Origin of the sequence: Dysgonomonas sp. 511 (assembly GCF_010501105.1) — a bacterium.
In the GTDB taxonomy this organism is placed as follows: domain Bacteria; phylum Bacteroidota; class Bacteroidia; order Bacteroidales; family Dysgonomonadaceae; genus Dysgonomonas.
This window is the reverse complement of record NZ_QVMQ01000017.1, coordinates 20,228-40,098: the sequence shown is the minus strand read 5'-3', so window position 1 is coordinate 40,098 and position 19,871 is coordinate 20,228. Positions and strand designations below refer to the sequence as shown.

Genomic DNA, 19,871 nt, shown 5'->3' with positions numbered 1-19,871 from the left:
TATTTATTTTCTTTCTCATTTTTCAATCCTGAACCAATCTATGTCAATCCACGAGCGCAGTGTCTTTTCTGTTTTGTTTAAGATAAACATACCTGTTTTTGCTCCGATCCACTTCCCTTGCCTTGCTATAAACTGTTCGCCAATCTTTTGATATTTCTTTCCGTCGGTACTATAAGAGAATGTGCATACTCCTCCGTCTTTAACTTGTATGCGGAAATAGAATTCTGTATTTTCAATCTCGGTCTGGTAATTGTATTTTATTTCGGTTTTCAGGTTTTTCAGGGGAACTCTGGCTATTTCTGTTTCCGGTGTTTCCTGTTCGGCATCCTTGCATTCTATTTGTTCAAGCTCATAGCCGTCTTTGGTTTTTACCAGTGCGATGTATGAATAATCCCATCCCATCATAATCAGTCCCGCTTTATCCCCTTCATTCCGTAGTACAGCGGTTGCTTTCATTGTAGCTGTAAATTCGGGAGCCGCGAGTTTTTGCATCAGCAGGTTTGGTATGTCCCAGAAGTTTGTGAAATTTTCAGGGTAATATTGTCCGTACATCCGGTAATAACCGAGACTTGATGCATAACCCCAAGTCTGTTTCGGATTGGCGTGCCATGACCATTGCAGGCCTAGTTTCGGAGAATTAAACTCATCGCTTTCCTGCGGTGTTTCTATCGGATAGGTTTTTCCTACGTTTGGTTTCTTATATGTTAGTACGGGCTCGCCGCAATAATCTTTATCATTTATACCCATTACAGGCCAACCGTCTTTCCATGTCACAGGTTGCAGATGAATAATGCGGCCATATACCCCTTTATCCTGAAAGTGCATAAACCACCATTCGCCTGTCTGGGTTTCTACCAATCCGCCTTGATGAGGCCCATTGATATTCGTATTGCCTTGATGAAGGACTTTCTTCATTTCGTAAGGGCCGTATATGTTTTTCGAACGGAGGGCTATCTGCCAACCCATTGCAACTCCTCCGGCGGGAGCAAGCAGGTAATAATAACCGTCTTTCTTATAGAATTTACCACCTTCTGTTGTATGGTTGCCATGCAGTAGTCCGTCGTAAATAAGGCTTTCTTCACTGATGGCCTTTGTTCCGTCTTCATTCAATTCGCAAAGTGTCATTATACTGTTCAAACTGGCACGGCTGCCTGCCCATGCGTGGGTGAGATAGACTTTGCCGTTATCATCAAACAAAGGGCTTGGGTCTATCCTCCCTTTACCCGGCAATACAAGGATTGGTTTATCCCACTTACCTAAAATATCTTTTGTCTTCACTACGTAGATACCAAAATCGGGATCACCCCAATAAATCACATATTCGCCTTTGTGGTAACGAATACAAGGAGCCCATACTCCTTTGCCATGCTGTGCCTTATCGAAGAAATTAGCTGGCTCTATGCCTTCCATGTATATGTTTGTAAGGGCATAGTTGACAATTCTCCAGTTAACTAAATCTTTTGAGTGAAGGATAGGTAATCCCGGTACACAGTTGAAGCTGGATGCGGTCATATAGTAATCATCGCCTACTCGTATTACATCGGGATCGGAGTAATCGGCATATAAAACGGGATTCTTATATGTACCGTTACCTTGGTCGGATACCCAAACCTGAGATTTGTATTGGGCATTCAGCAAGGTGCATATTAACAGTCCTGTTATGATAATTAGTTTCTTCATAGCTTTATCTTCTGATACGTAGTTTTATTTTTTTTGATTTCTTTCCCTTTTGCTGTTCTTATAATTACAGGCTTATCACAAGAGATGTAATATTCTCCGTTCTTATATTCGAAGATTACATTCGCTTTTTCACTAGTTTCTATAGCAATACCTTTGGCTTGGATATATGTTCCATTGCCTAAGAACAGCGTAAAATCCTTTCCATTCTCACTTATCACCGCATAAGTACCATTTGCAGCCATGTTGTTATAAAGCACCCTTTCATCCTTTACCGAAGAGAAAATATAATCGATCCTGCTTGATTTACTTTTTACTACCAGTCCGACAAAGTCAGGAGATGCGTTAGCCACCTCAAATGATTGTATTGATTCGATTGACTTTCCTCCCTTCTCCGTTGTCGGTTCAAATACCGATACAAACGGTTTGTTCCAAGCTTCGCCATGCTGACGGGCAGCAATAGTAAGGTAAGGCGATTTATTCACTTCATAAGGGAAATCATTGTTGTAGCGGAAAGCCTTACATGAAGGTGCTTTTATAGAAAATACTTCTCGCCCTTCCTGCCCTTTCATCCACAGATTCATGTAGATATGGTTATTGTCAGGAAAGCTCATTTTCCATACGGCCTGATAGTCTTCATTGGTCTTTGCCGATTGCTTATCCCACATATAATCCAGGGCAAAGAGATGCCCTCCTGCAAAGGCCATTTCTTCGTTTGGTTGCAGGTCGAGGTTTTCGCCTTTCGTGTTTTGGATAAAAAGCTCCTGCCCCAGATTATGATAAAAATAATCATGGAACTTATCGCCTTTTCGTTGCTTTTTCGAACGGAAAATATCCACGTAATATCCTGTTGTTTCTCCTGTACTGACAATACTCAATAAACGGTTCTGGTCGCTGCGGCTTTCGGGTTCGAGGAAATAGACTTCCGAATAGGTTATATCTTTATAGTAACCGTCTTTTTGATTTGATTCGGGATAGTATGAGAGCAAGTCAAACGGATGGTTACTTAGCATTTCGGGATATTTGGATATACCGTCCACCATTACCGTATTGTGAGCAGGGAACTGCGAATAATATTCCAAATACGGCTTTTCGAAGTAAGAAGAGCCGATACCCGATTCTGCCCCCAGTATATATCCTTTGCCATATAGTTCCATTGCTACGCCATTGCTGTGCGCATGATTGCCATACGATGCATATTGCGATATCATCAACCCGTTTTGCTTGTCATCGTATTTATTACGCTGAACAAACCAGCTTACATTCGGTGCATAGAAGGTCTGGGTAATATAATCGCTTAATTTGCCTTTTTCGATATTCTTATCTAATGCTAGTGGCTTGCTTGTAAAGAATGAGGCTACCTGTGGGGCTAATTTTTTAGGTGTCGTGCTTTGCTGTCCGGCATTTGGCTCGAACAACTTGTACATTTTAGTAAATAACACTTCATTATTCTTGTTGCCATACTTCTGAGCCATTCGTACCATATCGCTCATAGCTTCCGTGTTTATACCTCCATAATAGGTATCTCCGAATGCTGTGATCTGATTGTTGGGGAATAAGTATTGAGGCAGTACTTCCACTGCTTTTTCCATTACAGGGGTATATGCCAATAAATTTTGATTGAAAGTATTGTCATAGTCACGGATAAAATTGGTCAGGTCTTTTGTTACTCCCTGGGCATACCCTGGGCATTCGTTCCAGATGCCCGTATTGTAGTCGTACCCGTATTTCATAAAGTCGGTTAATGACCATTGGCGGGCGGATGTTTTATTCAGTATATAGTCGATATAATATTCCCGTCCTTTATTGTCTGCATAGTTTTTATTGTCCTCCAGAACCATTGCTACTTTAAGGATAAATTTGGATTTATGCAGATTCCAGTTATTATGCGGTACACCGTTCTTTATACTCAAGTCTATCCATTTTTTTAATGTAGCGGCATACATATCCATCTTATCGCTATGTTTCGCTTTTACATAAGGATAGGTAAAGTCGTAGAGGTAAGCTAGTTCGTTCAATATCCTTTCCTGTATCACCTCGAAAGTGGAAAGTCCGGCCAATGTATTGGCATGGCCGTTACCTAAGTCTATCGGCTCGGTGCGGTAAAACATCCCTGTTATATAGGTGTCGAACAGGTCGAAAGCAAACTTGGCATATTTCTCATCACCTGTTATCCAATAAACAAATGCTGCGTCTTTGCCTATTCGCATTATCTCTTCGTTGACACTTTCGATGCTGGAACCGGACACATTGGCTTGTTCTGTCCATTCAAGGGGGTTGCCTTCTTTGGATGAGTTATGGAAATATACACCTTTGGTATCGTCCATATAAGGGATAATATCTTCTATCTTCGGACGCTTAAAAGATGATGAAACTCCACGTGTACTGCCGAAACGTACGGTAGGCACGGGCGCTTCGCCGTCAGCGTGGGAATAGACTCCTCCGTTGATATATACCTGTGTAGCATGGCTTTTCCAGTACATCATCAGCCGGGAATAAAGCCAGTCGGGCTCTGTCTGTGTTTTTTCTACATACGGGTTTATCCTGCCTAATATACCCTGCATCACTTCTTTTGCCCATGCTTCTTCCTTAATCTGTTTTTGTAATACAGTCTTATTTTCCTGAGTAGTCAGCAGGCGTGGATGGCCTTGCGGCAGGTTTTCGGGCAATGGTATTTGCTGCCCGTAAATCAGGTTACAGGCAAGGATTAATAGTAGTATGGCGGGTAATTTTTTCATGGTTATTTATTTTTCACATTCCAATAAACAACATAGCGTTGATGGTGTATTTTATGAATCGGTTCTAAACGGATATTATCTTCTGTAATAAAGGCAAGTCCTTCTCCCGGGATTGGTTTTATGCTCTGAGTAATATTATTTTTATTGACATTCAAGGTTGTTTTAAAATTGCCCGGCACTTTATAATCATATGTATAATAATCGTTTCGAACGTTGGGGTTCGAGAAAGGGGCGGGAGCTATCATCCCTTCTGTCCCCATTGCTCCTGCCAGGACAAGCGGGCCATACATTACGGCAGCCATATCTGGATTATCATTTGTTTCTGCCAGATACAGGTTCATCGGGTAATTTACTTCTATCTTGTCCCCGTTCTTCCAGATTCTTTCTATTGTAATATAGCTTGACGGAATTTGTTTTACCTTAACCTTTTTGCCATTCACTTTCACTTCTACATTATTGGTCCATTTTGGATAACGGAGGTAGACAGGCATTTTAATGTCCTTATCCGTATTGATTGTCAGTTTTACATTTCCATCTTCAGGAAAAGCTGTCTCCTGCTTCATTTTCACTCCTTTTTCTTTCCATGTCAGTACGGATGGGATAAACAGGTTTACATACAATCCGTCATTATCGTGATAATAAATAGCCTCCCCATATTTCGCATGATTTTCGAAGCCTGTGCCCACACAACACCAAAATGAATTTTCGGGGGTGCTGTACACTTTATGAGCACCCGGTAGCATCGGCAAGAAATATGCAACCATTCCCGATTGTGGGTCCTGTTGCCCGAGAATGTGGTTATACAACGCCCTCTCGTAATAATCGGCATGTTTTGGGTTTGTATCCCAGCAAAACAAGTGACGGGTAAGCTTTAGCATATTATTGGTGTTACAGGTTTCCTGTGTGTAACCTGTCAGGTTTTTCGAAATACTGTCGGAATGAATAAATTTTTCTTTATGGCTATTACCTCCTGTACAATAAGTCTGATGGTCTATTACTGTATTCCAGAAGAAGCTGGCTATATCTTTAGAACGGTCACTATTATGCAGTTCGTAATTACGGGCTTCACCTATCACTTTAGGTATAAAAGTATTGGCATGTTTGAAATAGAGATCTGCTTTATGTTCAGCCAGTGGGTCGATAACTGCCGAATGATAAAAGAACTCAGCCAGTTTCTTATGCTCCGGGTTTCCTGTTATCGCATATAGATTATAAAAAGCTTCGTTTACACCGCCAAATTCGTTGCGTAGCATAAGTGCGCGTTGTTCTTCGCTTAATGGCATTAATTTCTGGTATGCCCATGAAGCGGCTTTTTCCATAATATCTAAAGCCTGTTTGCTATCGCAATAAAGATATTGGTCGATGAGCCCGGCATATACTTTATGTAGGGTGTACCACGGAGCCCAGACACTTTTGCCTGCAATATTGCGGTTTATGAGATTTTCAGGATAAGCACTGATATATCCATTTCGAGCAAGGGTTTCTTGTACCTCAGCTAATCCACCAACGATGCTATCTGCTTTAACTTTATACTTTTCATCGCCTGTAGAAGCATATAAATATGCTAATCCCGACATGATATGGCCAGTACTATGTCCGCGTAGTTCACAATCGAGAGACTCCCAGCCACCCAATTTTTTTATGGTCATATAGCCGCCTTCACGACCGGCATACTCCCCGGCCGTATTGCGGAAGCTATGCAGAAGCCTGTCTGCACCGAGAGATAAAATCCACTTGGACTCACGTTCCATATTCTGGCGGAAAGGGGAATTTAAAAGACGCACATCTTTCAGGTCGAAACTGTAAGCTTTTATATGGCCTGTCAACGGCTGTTTTATCTTGCCTTCGTGCTGACCGGGGTAAACCGACTGGCCTTTTATGGCAAGTTGGAAAAAAAGGAATAATATTATGATGTATATATATTTCATATTGTTTATAGTCTTATTTGCTAAAAGTTACATTCTCTACATGTTCGCCGACAAAGAAACGTGCAAGGTCGGCTGTCTTGTAAAAACCGGGTTTGCCGGGCATATCATCATAGATAAGCTGTCCGTTGATATTCAGGTTTTCGAAACGGATATTCTTCACTTTGCGATTTTCATCATATCCTGCAATTATAGATATTTCAGCATTATCGCCTGTATATGTTATGCCTTTGAACAAGACATCCTCAATGCCTCTTCCCGGAGCTTTACAATACTTCGGATTGTAGAAAATACGCACATTGACCAACTGTCCTTCTCTGAAATTCTCAACACGGATATTCTCGAAACGCACTTTGCGGATCAGGTTGTTGTCGCCTGCGTTGATTGCCATGCATCCCTGATAATCTATCTGTGTTTCCCTATGATCCAGAATATCTATATTTATATAATTCAGGTTTTCCAGAATTTCAGGATTGCCAGCATTGCCATGTATGCCGATAAAAATAGGATGGGCTACATCTGCCCAAAGTACAGAGTTTTGCATCGTGATGTTTTTACATCCGCCTTCGTAGCCTTTTCTTGTTCCATACACTGTTGTGCAATCGTCCGAATTGCGGCAGAAAACGCCATCGTGCAACACATTGTTGCTGGCAAATACATTCATGCCGTCTCCCCAACTATAATAGCTAATGCTTTTCACGTTGCGGATTGTCACACCATCCGATCCGCCTGCCGAACATTGCGTCAGGATTATTCCTTCCACCAGAATGTTTTTAGAGTTAGATATTTTAACTCCTCCTTTTATAGTATGACATATCATTCCTCTTCCTAATATTTTTACATTTTCGACGCTATCAACAGCTAAGCGAAATTTTAAAATAGCTCCCCCTGCCAGATATACAGTTTTTCCGGATGGGATTTTGAGTTCCTCGTTCGCTATTTCGTGTATTCCCGGGGCAAAATAAATAAGGTCGGGATCTTTGAGATCGGGGATGTATTTGTCTATCGGATTGGCAAAAAGATGCAGGTTGTGGTAAATATCGCCGTTCACTTCTATCGACAGGTTACGCGGCCGATCTAACCTGAAAGTTATGGTGTTGCCTTCTATCCGGTGGGCTATTCCATAAGACAGAGGGCGAACTTTAGCCGAATTTATAGCCCCTTTATTATAAGTAACAGATATTTCAACCTCTCCTTCGAAATCGAAATAGGCGGCAGACGCATTTTCTACGGTACGTTTCAGTTCTTTTACTGCTTGTACTTTAATCAAATATGAAGGGATTTCATGCCACTGTAGCCCCGGTTGCCTTACCTTTATGGTAAAATCATCGTTTAGCATAGCCCCTTTGGGGGCGGGTGCTGTAACGAGCTTATCTTTTGCATAAGTTTGCAAAGGAATGATTAATGCAACGAGTAATAACAGGGTTAATAGTTTTCTTTTCATATTCTTAAATCATCGTTGTTATGGAAAAAGCGGATGCTTAAAGCAATTGGTTTTTCTTATATGGCTTATATTTTTTCAAATCCTCTTTTGTAGCCGGAGTAAGGTAAATGGCACATCCCCCGCTAGGTTTTAAACTGAATGAAAGAACAGATGTACTGTCTACAATCAGACGTGTAACCCTAACCTTCGTTTTCGTTTCTGCCTTATCGTCGTCGGTATAGATGCTGGCAATATATTTTTGTCCGGCATGGAGAAAGGAGAGGGGTGTAGCGATATTGCGGGCGTCGTTATTGCCTAATGTGCCTAAAAACCAATCTTTGTTGCTGCGACGGGCAATCGTCACATACTCCCCTATATCTCCGTCTATAACCTTTGTATCGTCCCAAACAGTTTTTACTTTATCGAAAAATTCTATTTCGGGTTCGCCTTTGTATGCCGATGGCTGATCGTACCAGTACATAAACTGTAGCGGACTGTAATAAACTGCCGCCATAGCCAGTTGGTGGGCGTGGGTCGTTTTTATCCTGTTGTTGTAGTAACAGATCGTATAATCTCCCGCCCCTGCAAGGAAACGTGTGAACGGTAATATCGTATTGTGTGTTGCATCAGGAAATTCTTCGTTGCCACGGATACCTTCCTGTGTCATCAGGTTGGGATAAGTACGGCTGAATCCTGTAGGGCGGTATTCATCGTGTATATCTACCAGCATTTCATATTCGGCACATTTCTTTATCGCATCGTGCAGCCATGTGCTCCAGTGCTGGTTGCCTATCTGTACAAAGCCGAACTTTATACCTTTTATTCCCCATTTCTTGTAAAGAGGAAGAATCTCGTCAAGTTGTTGTACAAGTGCGCGTTGATTTACATATACCATCAGCCCGATGCCTTTCGATGCTGCATAGGTTGTTAGTGCAGGTATGTCGAAGTCTCTGTTTTCGGCTACGGTAGTAGCGTCCGAGCTCATGCTCATCTCTGGGCCGTACCAACTGGCATCTATATGGATGTATTGCAGTCCGCGTTCGGCGGCAAAATCGACACATTTCTTAGCGTCTTCCTGTGTCAGTTTAGATACACGGATTACCTTTCCGGGTTTGATCCATGAGGTGTCTTTTATCTTATTTTCAGGGTTGAGGTTTAGTATTATGTCATTATTTACTATCAGTTCGGTAGCCTTTTCGGCTGCCATAATCACTCGCCACGGAGTATTATATGGGGTAATCGCATCTACTGAACTATACAATGAAGCCTGCAATGTATTTGCGTTCTTATCGTTCAGGCGGAATTTCATCCGGGCATAATCGACCATCTCTGCTTCTGCAAGGGCTACTGTAAGTCCGTTTTGTAACTTCATTGTCAAAGGGCGTTCGCATTCATCTCCCCAATCTTTCAATGGTTTTAAGGAATATGCCCCTTGTGCCCAACGTTCGTAATATGCCATTGTACCTTCGGGTAGGGTAAACTGTGTTTGTTCGCCTGTGATGTGAAGGAACAAGCCGTTTGTGGCCTCAGGAAAGTGATAACGGAAAGCTACCCCTTCGTTATAGGCGCGCACAACGAAATCCATCATATAATAACGTCTTCTGTCATATCCACCTTCATGCCCGCCGGGATTATCTTCTCCTTTGAGAAATTTTAGGGTCAATTCGTTATAATGATTTCTTATTGTATTGCGTTCGCCATATACAGGCTTCCATGTTTCATCTACAGTATTTGTCTTTTTATCAGTCAGGTTTAGATTTTCGCCCCATATTTTGCTCGTGTCGTTTGGGATGCCCAGAGCCGATTCGAACAGTTGGTTTTCGATTAATACTCCTAGCTCCGATTCTTCAACTACTGTCTTTCCATTATATGCCAGGGTGTAGTATAATTGTTTTGTCCCTCCCGGAAATTCTTTTTGGTAGACTTCGAAAGAATATTTGCCATCGGGAGAAGTTAGATGCGAATGGGTGGAATTGATGACGGCTTGTGCCGATAGTGTTCCACTGGTGATTAGAAAAAAGGATAATATGGATATTAATTTTTTCATGAAAACAAAAATATAATGATTATCTGTTAGGTTATCTGTTAGTTTGTTGCAGATATATAGCCTATTTGTTACTTTATATAAAAACTTCGTTCCACAGCCTCAGCTGTTTGTGTTTTTTCGCCTGTAAGCCGTCCGTACTGCCATGCTACAACGGAAACTTTCAGTGGCAATTTGGCGCGTGGCGGCATTTTAGTGAAAATGAGTTTATTCCCTTCTATTCTTGCCGGCCCTTCTTTTACATAATAATAGACGGGTAGTCCGCTATCTGCAATAGCATCCAATGATATGGATTTAGTACCTTTCTTTACATCCGCCGGAGGCGTAAATGTTATATGTTGTTTTTTCCCTTCCTTGTTGGGATATGGTATGCGTATGTTGATCTGCTGCACTGCGCTTTTGTAAATCTTGTCGCCATCGTGGTGCGCAATCAGCCAGATATCGCCGGTGCGTTTCGGGTTGTTTAACCCCATCCGGTAAAACTGCACCATAAAAGTGGTATCATTTGTTTTTTTTATGGGGCCGTTTATCCGGTCTATCTTTATTTTTCCTTTCGGGGAGTGGCCTGCGGTTTGTTGCCTATGCAGTGAATCGGTAAAAACAGCAGACAGATGGAAAGTCAGTCCATCTTCTTCCGGTATAAATTTAGCATTGTAGCGCGAATGGGATTTTTCGTTGAAATTCAATAGCTGTCCATTCTGCACAAAGCCTATATATTGGTCTTTCTTTCCTCTTGACTTTTCATAATATTTTTCGGTCAGTTCTGCCATTTCTTTGTCAAAATACCAGAATGCGTCATGACGATTGCCTTTATACTCCGCATATGGAGCGGTATCGGCTCTTCTTTCCTGATTCGGATGCCAGCGTTGTGCCAGCCAGCCTTTTTGATTATTAATCTTCGCTAAATCCGGTTGCTTATCTGGTGATTGATTGTCCGGTAACCTATATTGCGCTGCTTTCTTCAAAAACAAGGAAATATAACTTACAACTTCATCCGATACATCAAAATGGCCGCGTCCGGCATCACAAAGAAACGAAATGCAACTTTCGGGATACATCATCCTAAAGGCTAAGGCAGGGTTTACCCGGGCTTCCCACCATTCATATTCACCCTCTATCATCAGTCCGGGTATGCCATCAATATTACGGGTTCTTCCCCATTCCAGGTTACTACCTCCATAGCCGGTCAGATTTGTACGTGGAGCATCTCCATGATATGAAATAACTGCTAATGTCCGTTCTGGATTCCATGCAGCAAAGTTCCATGGAAATGTGGCCAGAGCTGAATGGCCTAAAGGAACAATTGGTATGTTTTTAAGTTCAGAATAACCACTTACTTCCGCCAGATCTGCCAGCATGGTGTCGAATTGCGTTTGACAACCAGACGATACATCCCAGGACTGGTTGATGATAGGAGTTATCCAGATAATAGCAAACCCCATGTCAGCCATTGTTTTTCTGAAAACAGGATGTTCGAATATGGTTTCTTCGCACATATTATGTTGTCCGACTATAACTGCCCTTACTTGTTTGCAATTGGAAGGTATCCATAAAAAGGCGCGTGGATTACTATTCGTTTCGCCCGATATGGCATTCTTTATCTCTACAGACCATTGCCATTCGGCAGCCCATAGGTTGTTGAATATAAGAAGTAGTATGAGGAATGAAAGTATTTTTATTTTCATGGCTTTTTATGTTTGATAAGCAAGGGGCTTCCCTATAAAGGCTCGCCCCTTGCCATGCTAATTATAGAAGATTGCCTTATGGACGATACATCATCAGGGTACCCCATCCCAGTTGGTCAAATGCGCCACTGTTGGGGCCATAGCGGTTGTCGCCAGATCCACCTTCCGGACGTATTTTGTCCGATATTTGCTTGGAATAATGGAAGCCACTGCTCAGTCCTTTTACTTTGGCATAGTGGTTATATAATATCTCCCATCCCGGACGGACACTGCCACGCCCGGCATCGTCGGCAACAGATGTATGTGTTGCTCCGTGATTCTGATCCCTGCAACTGCATCCTATACAGTACTTATATTCATTAAATGGCATTTTGGTTGCAGTAATTAGCCACGAACCTGTTGCATTTGCATTGTCATTTCCATTCCTTAAGTTGAATAGAGCTGTATATTCGCCCATTTTCATTATGGCATTGTCGTTGGCAGCAAAGAAATCGAGTTTCGATACCGACTGATTGTTTTGGTAAAGCGTATAAGCCATCTGGCAGAGATTGGCAGCTACAGCTACCGACATGGAAGCATGGCCCTGGTCGCGACCGCTTTCCTGATTCTGGCTGATAAATACGCCTGTATTCAGTGGGTCGGCAAATGTACCTTGTATCATATTCTTGATGCAGCCATTGCCTACGCCATTGTGAAAATAATTCACGATATAGTTTACCATATCATCATTTTCGGTAAGGATGCCGATGGCCAGATATGAACACATATTCACCAAATCCCAGTTCGACCAATAGTGCAGGGCGCAGTTGTTTGTACCTTGATGGTTGGTCAGGAAGTCTTTGTTTTTAGAAGCAAAGACGCGTACAAGCCACGACTTGACAGTAGCAAGGTCGTTGGCGTTCCATCCATCATAAGTTTGCATTATTTCGGCAGCATTGGCAAATGTATAGCCCTGGCAACCTGCAGCAAGCATATGGTTGGCGTCGTTTGAAGCAATTTCGGTACATGTTGCCGCCCAGTCGTTCATTATTTTTATAGAGCCTTCGGCGTATTGGGCATCACCTGAGAGTTTCCACAAAAGAGCCTTTTGGTATGCCGCAGCGGCATCGCGCATCGCATAACCGTAATTCTCGCCGGGAAAACCTGTACCTGTAGCATCGCCACGGACTATTTTCGTTTGCGGAGTATGTACGTATCCAGGTGCAGCAAATGTGCTATTCTTCAAATTCTGGAACTCATCTTTTACTGCCTGTGGAGCAGTACCATCGTCTAACATCGCTTTTACGCGGTCGAAATCGGCCTGGTTGAACATCGCACTCGGGTGATTGTAGGTATACTGTGCTTCTACCGGTTTTTCCACGTCACCGGGCATTGTCAGGTCAACTGTGCCATGTTCATTTTCCTGACAGGATGTGAGTACTGCAAAAAGCAGTACCACACCTGTTATTATAATAGAGAATTTATTCATAATTTTTTTCTTTTTCGATTAAACAACTCTTTGTAATTATTTAATGATATCGTAGGTTAATCCTTCGGATGTAATATAGGCTTTTACTTCGTCGATGGTTTTGAAAGTTTGCACCCAATGTACGTCATATGTGATCTGCTCGGTCAATGTGCGGATATCAGCGTACTTAAATTGAAGTGTAGGGAAAGTTGCGACCTCATTTGTAGGTAGCTTACCTCCATTAGCCCAACCTTGCGCAGTCATATCATAAATAAATACATGCGTACCATCGCTACATTTATAATCGTGAAGCCATTTATTATTGTTTCCATTCAATCCACCACTGAATGATGCTCCTCCACAAGTCCCTGACCCATCCAATGTAATGGCACGGTAAGTAACTTCGGCATATAAATCCATAGCATCTTGCATACGAACTGCAATAATCGGATAATTGCCTGCGTGCAGCCATGTCTTAGGACTCCAGCATTTGAAGTCGGCACGCTGGTTCGTTGCATTTTGCTTATAAGTCTTCACTGTTACTTTGCCATAGCTCCATACATGCGAAGAAGATGTTCCGTTGCCCGATTGAGATGCGTTGTACCATGTGTAGTTGTTCTGGTTGTGGAATAGTTCGCGTACCAGTCCTGCTGCCAGGTTCAACTTGATAGATGCACTGTTGCCTCCCGGACAAGTAGCAGTAATCGTAACATCGCCGAATACACCATCCTGATTATAGGTAACTACACCACCCGATACAGTAGCAATAGCTTCATCGCTCGACTCCCATTTTACCAACGATTGGGTAGCATCTGCCGGTACTGTAGTGAAGTCGAGGCTCAGCCCTTTTTCGTTAATAGCACAGAGGTAATTGTTGATAACCGAATATGTCTGGTCTATAGTAACACTTTGAGGCTCTATGATCTGCTTGATCGTAATGGTTTTAGAGCCTGAAACCTGAGCGCCATCCAGAGAAGTAGCTGTTATAGTAACAGGGGTAGCGGCAGCTCCGGTTTCTTTTCCGGTAACCAATCCATTGTTGTCTACTGTGGCTACAGCTTCGTCGGAGCTTGTCCATTTTACGGTCTTGTATGTGGCATTTTCGGGCAAAATCGACGCCGTGAGCTGTAATGCCTCTCCTGCAAATACATCGTCTTCGGTAGAGCTGACAGTAATAGATTGAGCCTTCACTAAGGTGTTGGAAACAACCACTTTCAATGTGCCATAAATATCGCTGCCGGCAAAAAGAGGATCGGGGGCAACTTGTATAATTGCATAGCCTGCACCATCGCCACTAAAGGCTGTCAGGTTGTTATTCTTATCGACCGAAGCTACGTTGGCATCGCTCGAAGTCCAGTTTACATCTTTGAAAGTGACGTCTTCCGGAGAAATGGTATAGCTCAATGCCACGCTTTCTCCTTTTACCATAGGCAATACCTTGATGCCCAGTCCTTCGTCGGTATAGACATACTGCTCCAATTCTGCCGGAATATTTATCACTACGGATTTCGGATAAATAGCAGAGGTGAGATTTGAAGACGCATCGTCGTCGCTACAAGAAACCATTGCTATTAAGATTGTTGCCAAAAGCAAGCAACCTAAACTATATTTCAATATATATTTCATAAATATCTTATACTTAAAGATTAAACATGTTTAGTTTCCCCATCCCGGATTTTGTCCCAATTGTGGATTCAATTGTCGTTGGTCGGACGGTAACGGATAAAGATAGTGCTTACTTTCCCATACTCTGTCATTATATAGAATAATGCAGCCATCGTTGTTCAGTTGGCGGCTTTGTGCAGCCCAGTTTGCTTCGAACCATGTGCCGGTAAATTTAACGCCAAGTTGTTCTTGCGGCATTTCGGTAGCAGCAGTAGCCCAACGCTTGAGGTCGTCGATACGGAAACCTTCGAGGAATAGTTCGACTGTACGTTCCCTGCGGATTTCGTCGCGCATCGACAGGCCGTTGGCGGAAACTAAATCGGTGCTTAATTTCGGCATATTTTTATTTACACGCTGGCGAACAAGATTGAGAGAATAATCGAGGTCGGTATTCGAAATAGAATGGTTCAATTCGTAAACGGCTTCGGCATAATTCAGCAACACTTCTGCATAGCGGATAACGGGGAAGTCTATCGACTCGTAATAGTCGGCTACCTGACGTTCTACAGCCCATTTGTTGTTTTGGTAACCACTGTTGGAGCGGACGTTGGCTGTCAGATATCTAGACTTACCCTCATTGTCTAATCCCTTATCTTCGTCGTTCCATTTTGTGCGCCATTTACCATCGTTGTTCCAGTATTTTTGCCCGTTTTGCAACATTGTATTGCTCATACGCATATCGCGGTTTTGGAACTCGTCGGTTGCTCCTGTATATCCTATGGTAAAACGAGATTTGCCTATAGGCAGCCCATCGGCACAGAGATACGTATTAGCCAGTTTGCGGGTGATATAAACTACATTGCCTTGCATGGCGTGTGTAATGTTGATTGCCAATTTATCGCCCTCGCGGTGACGGTGTGCCAGAATATACTCTGTGTTGTCTTTCTTTGTCAGCCCGGCAGGGTTACACTGGGCATCTTCGAGAATGAACATATAGCGATAGCTTTCGTCGCCCAGTATTTCGTTATAAAACAGCTTGTACTTATTATCTTTTATTACATCATTGGCTGCATTTTTGGCTATAGTCAGCAATTCTGTACTACGTGTAGTGTTGGTCATTGTAGTGCTACCCCCGGTGTGGAATTTTTGCCATGTACCTTCGTATAATGCTACGCGCGACAACATAGCCAGTGCGGCATATTTGGTCAGCCTACCTTCTTCTGTAGCTGTTTCGGGGAGAACATAAGATGCTTCCTGCAAATCCTTTATAATGTGGTCTATTACTTCACTCCGGCTATTGCGTGGGGCGTATAATTCCGGTGCGTCGGTATCCAATACCTTGGTTGATAGTGCGACGTCTCCCCATATCTGAACCAGTTCGAAGTGCAGATAGGCGCGGAAAAACCTGGCTTCGGCAATAGGGATTGCTATTGCACCCTTGTCGCCAAATGATTCGGCCCTGTCGAGCAACAGGTTTGTATAATATATACGCCTGTAAAGTTCCTCATAGTTCTTATCTGTAGCCGGAATTGTGTTCGTACCCTGGCTATAGGTGTTCACCGACGAAGTAGCTATCAGGTCGGAGCGGTAATCGCTATGTACGCCATCACTTAAGCCGGATCCATAGTCTACACTCATTTGAAAATCGCGTGTCCAGCTGTAAAACTGATTGGCAAACAATTGAAAGTTCTCAGCTTTATTCCAAAGCAGGTTATCACCCAATTGTGACTTTGGGTCAAGATCCATGCAGGATGTCAAAGCCCAGGTTACGAGGGACAAGCAAGCTATTTTTATATAATATATTTTTTTCATGCTATTTATGATTAGAAAGTTAAGTTAAGACCAAATGTGAAATTACGGGTAAACGGATAGCGTTTCACACCTTTTCCTGCCGATCCTGAGTCTGTTACAGCTTCAGGGTCCCATCCGTCTTTTATTTTGGTTGTTTCCCAGAGATCTGCACCTGTTACGTAAATACGGGCACCTTCAATGGACTTCGTTTTCATTAGCAGGCTGCGAGGGAATGTATAACCCACAGTTATGTTTTTGAGGCGGAGATAGCGGCCATCCTGTGCAGTGAGAGTCGATGCCTGATAGTTATAGTTGTTTATATTGCCATCGTTGGTATAAGGTGCATAATACGCGTCGCGGTTGTTTTCGTTCCATGTATTGCCAATGGAAGACGTAATGGTATTGGTATAGTTGGCACGGAACGGAACAGTCCAGTTATCGATGCCGCGATATACGAAACGGTTAGCAGCTCCTTGAAATATTACATTAATATCGATGCCCTTATAGCTGGCGCCGAAGTTGAAAGAGTAAGAGATTTCGGGAGTATCGCTGCCTAAATGTATAAAGTCTTTTTCGTCGAGAACTCCATCCCCGTTTTCGTCGCAATACATATTGTCGCCTACGCGCAGGTTGCTTGGCATATTTATGCCATTGTTGTTATAATACTTAGCATGGTATGCCGCCAATTGTTCTTCGTTTTGTATCTTGCCGGCATAACGAAGTCCGAAAACAGACTTCAACGGGTATCCCTGCATTTGGTTTATAAAACCGGATCTGATAACAGTAGTACCGCCATTGTCAACTAATTTATCGCGGACGAAAGTCAGTGTTCCTCCAGCATGGTAATTGAAGTCACCGATCTTGCCACGGTAAGACAGATTTCCGTCTACCCCCCATGTCTTAAACTTACCTTTGTTGGCTGTAGGTGCTTTATCTCCTAATATTGCAGGATAAGAGACATCTATCAGCATATTGTTGTTGCGCTTCATAAAGAGGTCGACAGTACCACTCAAGCTACCTCCTAGAAATCCGAAGTCTAATGCGATATTGTAATTCTTTACGCGTTCCCATTTGCGATCTTTTGTAGCCAGATTGCCATCAGTTTTGAAATAAGACGCATTGTTGGAACCTAAATATGCGCCCGAATTTGTCATTAAATCGTAGAATATAACACCATCATAATTGCCCACTCCGCTTTGATTACCTACCTCGGCATAAGATAAGCGGAGTTTGAGATCGTGTAGCCAGCTTACATCTTTCAAGAATGCTTCTTGTTGTATTCTCCATCCCAGTGATGTGCCCCAGAAGAAGTCCCAGCGATTTTCCGGTTGGAATTTGGAAACTCCATCGTAACGTCCGTTTAGTTCAAATAAGTACCGTTGATCGTAATCATAATTGAAACGCCCGAAATAAGAAAGGATTGAAGTCTGCCACCTGGTTTTATTATCTTTACCGACGTTGGTTTCTGATTTGACTTCGCCCGAACCGTTTATTATTTCCAGCCCATCCTGAATACCCTTTACTGTAGTACCATAATATACATATTCTTTAAATTCGTATTGAGCACCTGCCGTGAGGCTGAAATTATGCTTTTTGGCAAATGTGCGGTGTGCATTCAGGTAACCTGAGAATGAATAAAAGTCGGTGCGCGCATCTGTTTGGAGGTAAGAAGAGCTTGCCTGTGTAGGGGTTACCAGCACTTTCTTGTTGCCGGCGTAGTTGTAATATGTTATCGAATTTTCTACGACGCTGCGGTTGGCAGAGTTTGTATTATAACCAACTTCGCCCGTAGCATTCAACCAATCTGTTATATTGTATTTCAACGATTCGTTGATGTTGATGGCCGATACAGAAAGCTTGTTGTCGCCGCCTTCTTCGAGTTTGGCAACCGGCGATCCCCATGTACCCCAGGCATAAGCCTTGCCATTTTGCGAGCGGAAAGGCAGGCCGGGCATAGGCATACTGGTAGTCAGCACCGAGCCAATGCTGGTAGGTGTAACCTGCTGTTGGCGATTGTAGGAAATAGAAGATTCTAAAGTTACCTTATCGCTAAGCTTGTAAGTGTTGTTAACCCTGAAATTGTAGCGTTGGTTCTTGTTGTTCCCATATTGCAGGGTAGAGCCATCGTATAGGTAGCTGAACGATACGCGGAACGACGAACGGTCTGAACCTCCCGATACGCTCAGGTTTTGCTCTGTAGACCATGTGTCGCCAAATAGAGAATCGAGCCAGTTGGCATCGTTATCAAATACAAAGTCGCTAACATCGGTAAATGCCGCTGTGCCGAAAGGGTTGTTGCTTGTAGCCAGGTCTATATAAGAACCTTTATATTTTTTTGCCAGCTCGGCAAAGGTGTACCAAACATCGGAGGTCTTATCATCATTCCTCAATGCAGTCATCACACCGTCCGACCATTGGTCGATACTCATAGCCGAAGGCATCAGCCCGACGGTTTTCAGTGTGGCCGAACCGCTATATTCTATTTTGGTCTTTCCTTTAGCACCTTTCTTTGTTGTGATGAGGACAACACCGCCGGCAGCCCGCGAACCATAGATGGCAGCCGAACCGTCTTTAAGGAAACTGATAGTTTCGATATCGTTTGAGTTGAGGTTGCGCAAATCGTTTACGCTACCAGATGCTACCCCATCTATAACAACCAATGGTTCGGTCGAATTTTTGGAAGATGCGCCGCGCAGGCTCATGCTCCAGCCTTCGTCGCCGGGAGCAGAGGATGAACGGGTAACCATTACTCCGGCCACTTGTCCCTGCAATGCCTGCAACGGGCTCGAAAGCCCTCCTTTTTCTTCAAATGCTTTGGAGTCGACAACTGCAATGGCGCCGGATAGCGTTTCTTTTTTCTGTACACCATAGCCTACAACGACTACTTCGCTGAGCATTTCTTCGTTTTCGCGTAGTACAACGTCTATTACAGATTTGCTTATCTGTATTACCTGTTCTGTGTAGCCTACATAGGAGAAGCGCAGGCGGGTTGCTTTTTCAGATACATTGATGGAATAAAAACCATCGACATCTGTCATTGTCCCGTTTGTAGTCCCTTCCACAACTACCGAAACCCCGATTAAGGGTTCTCCGGCGGCATCGGTAACTTTTCCTTTTATAGTCCGGTTTGTTTGGTTAGTTACAAGTAAGTCGTTGGTAGACGATTCTGCATATAGGGACGAACATAACGTTCCTCCGAGCAAAATTGCAAAAGCAAGTAATACCTTGCGTTTTAAGAATTTTGATTTAAATTTCATATTCATACATTCTTTGCTTAGATTAAAGATTCCTTTTTTATTAAACTATGCCCGGTTCGAGGATAGTAATATCGTATTAGATAGAGTGGATGTGCCATATCAGCATAATAATATGCCTACAGATTTGTTCGTTGTCTTGTGCATGGTAATAGGGTTTATGAGTCATTCATTTTATTTTTTTTGATAGTTTGATGTTGATTGGTTAACAAAACAAAATTAATCGTACGGATTTAATAATTGCTTTCTGAAAAAGCCTAATGAGTCCGTGAAAAATATTCT

At 42.9% G+C, this 19,871-nt stretch carries 10 protein-coding genes; all 10 read right to left on the bottom strand.

All coding sequences use genetic code 11. The features are described from left to right. Positions 1 to 15: 15 nt before the first annotated feature. The 10 genes from D0T57_RS09260 to D0T57_RS09215 all read right to left on the bottom strand — a co-directional run bounded on the left by D0T57_RS09260 (position 16) and on the right by D0T57_RS09215 (position 19,592). On the bottom strand, positions 16 to 1,680 hold the full coding sequence (locus tag D0T57_RS09260) for a glycoside hydrolase 43 family protein (RefSeq protein ID WP_163273155.1): 1,665 nt from the start codon (positions 1,678 to 1,680) through the stop codon (positions 16 to 18). Beyond that, complete coding sequence (locus tag D0T57_RS09255; protein WP_163273152.1) at positions 1,677 to 4,415, bottom strand: hypothetical protein; 2,739 nt, start codon at positions 4,413 to 4,415, stop codon at positions 1,677 to 1,679. Before D0T57_RS09255 ends, D0T57_RS09260 begins: the two co-directional genes overlap by 4 nt. Positions 4,416 to 4,417: 2 nt before the next feature. After that, positions 4,418 to 6,343, bottom strand: coding sequence for a glycoside hydrolase family 127 protein (locus D0T57_RS09250; protein ID WP_163273150.1), 1,926 nt, complete (start codon positions 6,341 to 6,343; stop codon positions 4,418 to 4,420). Positions 6,344 to 6,356: 13 nt separating this feature from the next. Continuing rightward, entirely contained in the window at positions 6,357 to 7,784 is a 1,428-nt protein-coding gene (locus D0T57_RS09245; protein WP_163273148.1) for a glycosyl hydrolase family 28 protein, read from the bottom strand. 37 nt (positions 7,785 to 7,821) lie between these two features. Continuing rightward, positions 7,822 to 9,810: a glycoside hydrolase family 97 protein gene (locus D0T57_RS09240; protein ID WP_163273146.1), complete on the bottom strand. Its 1,989-nt coding sequence runs from the start codon at positions 9,808 to 9,810 to the stop codon at positions 7,822 to 7,824. 68 nt (positions 9,811 to 9,878) lie between these two features. Then, positions 9,879 to 11,492, bottom strand: a complete 1,614-nt coding sequence (locus D0T57_RS09235) for a hypothetical protein (protein WP_163273144.1) — start codon at positions 11,490 to 11,492, stop codon at positions 9,879 to 9,881. A 76-nt stretch (positions 11,493 to 11,568) separates the two neighbouring features. Continuing rightward, complete coding sequence (locus D0T57_RS09230; protein WP_163273142.1) at positions 11,569 to 12,960, bottom strand: alginate lyase family protein; 1,392 nt, start codon at positions 12,958 to 12,960, stop codon at positions 11,569 to 11,571. A gap of 36 nt (positions 12,961 to 12,996) precedes the next feature. After that, the gene (locus D0T57_RS09225; protein WP_163273140.1) at positions 12,997 to 14,565 is read right to left on the bottom strand and encodes an Ig-like domain-containing protein; all 1,569 of its coding nucleotides are present in this window, start codon (positions 14,563 to 14,565) and stop codon (positions 12,997 to 12,999) included. Positions 14,566 to 14,595: 30 nt separating this feature from the next. Beyond that, the gene (locus D0T57_RS09220) at positions 14,596 to 16,356 is read right to left on the bottom strand and encodes a RagB/SusD family nutrient uptake outer membrane protein (RefSeq protein WP_163273138.1); all 1,761 of its coding nucleotides are present in this window, start codon (positions 16,354 to 16,356) and stop codon (positions 14,596 to 14,598) included. Between the two features lie 11 nt (positions 16,357 to 16,367). Beyond that, a complete protein-coding gene (locus tag D0T57_RS09215) occupies positions 16,368 to 19,592 on the bottom strand; it encodes a SusC/RagA family TonB-linked outer membrane protein (protein ID WP_368666912.1) in 3,225 nt (1,074 codons plus the stop codon). Positions 19,593 to 19,871 lie beyond the last annotated feature (279 nt).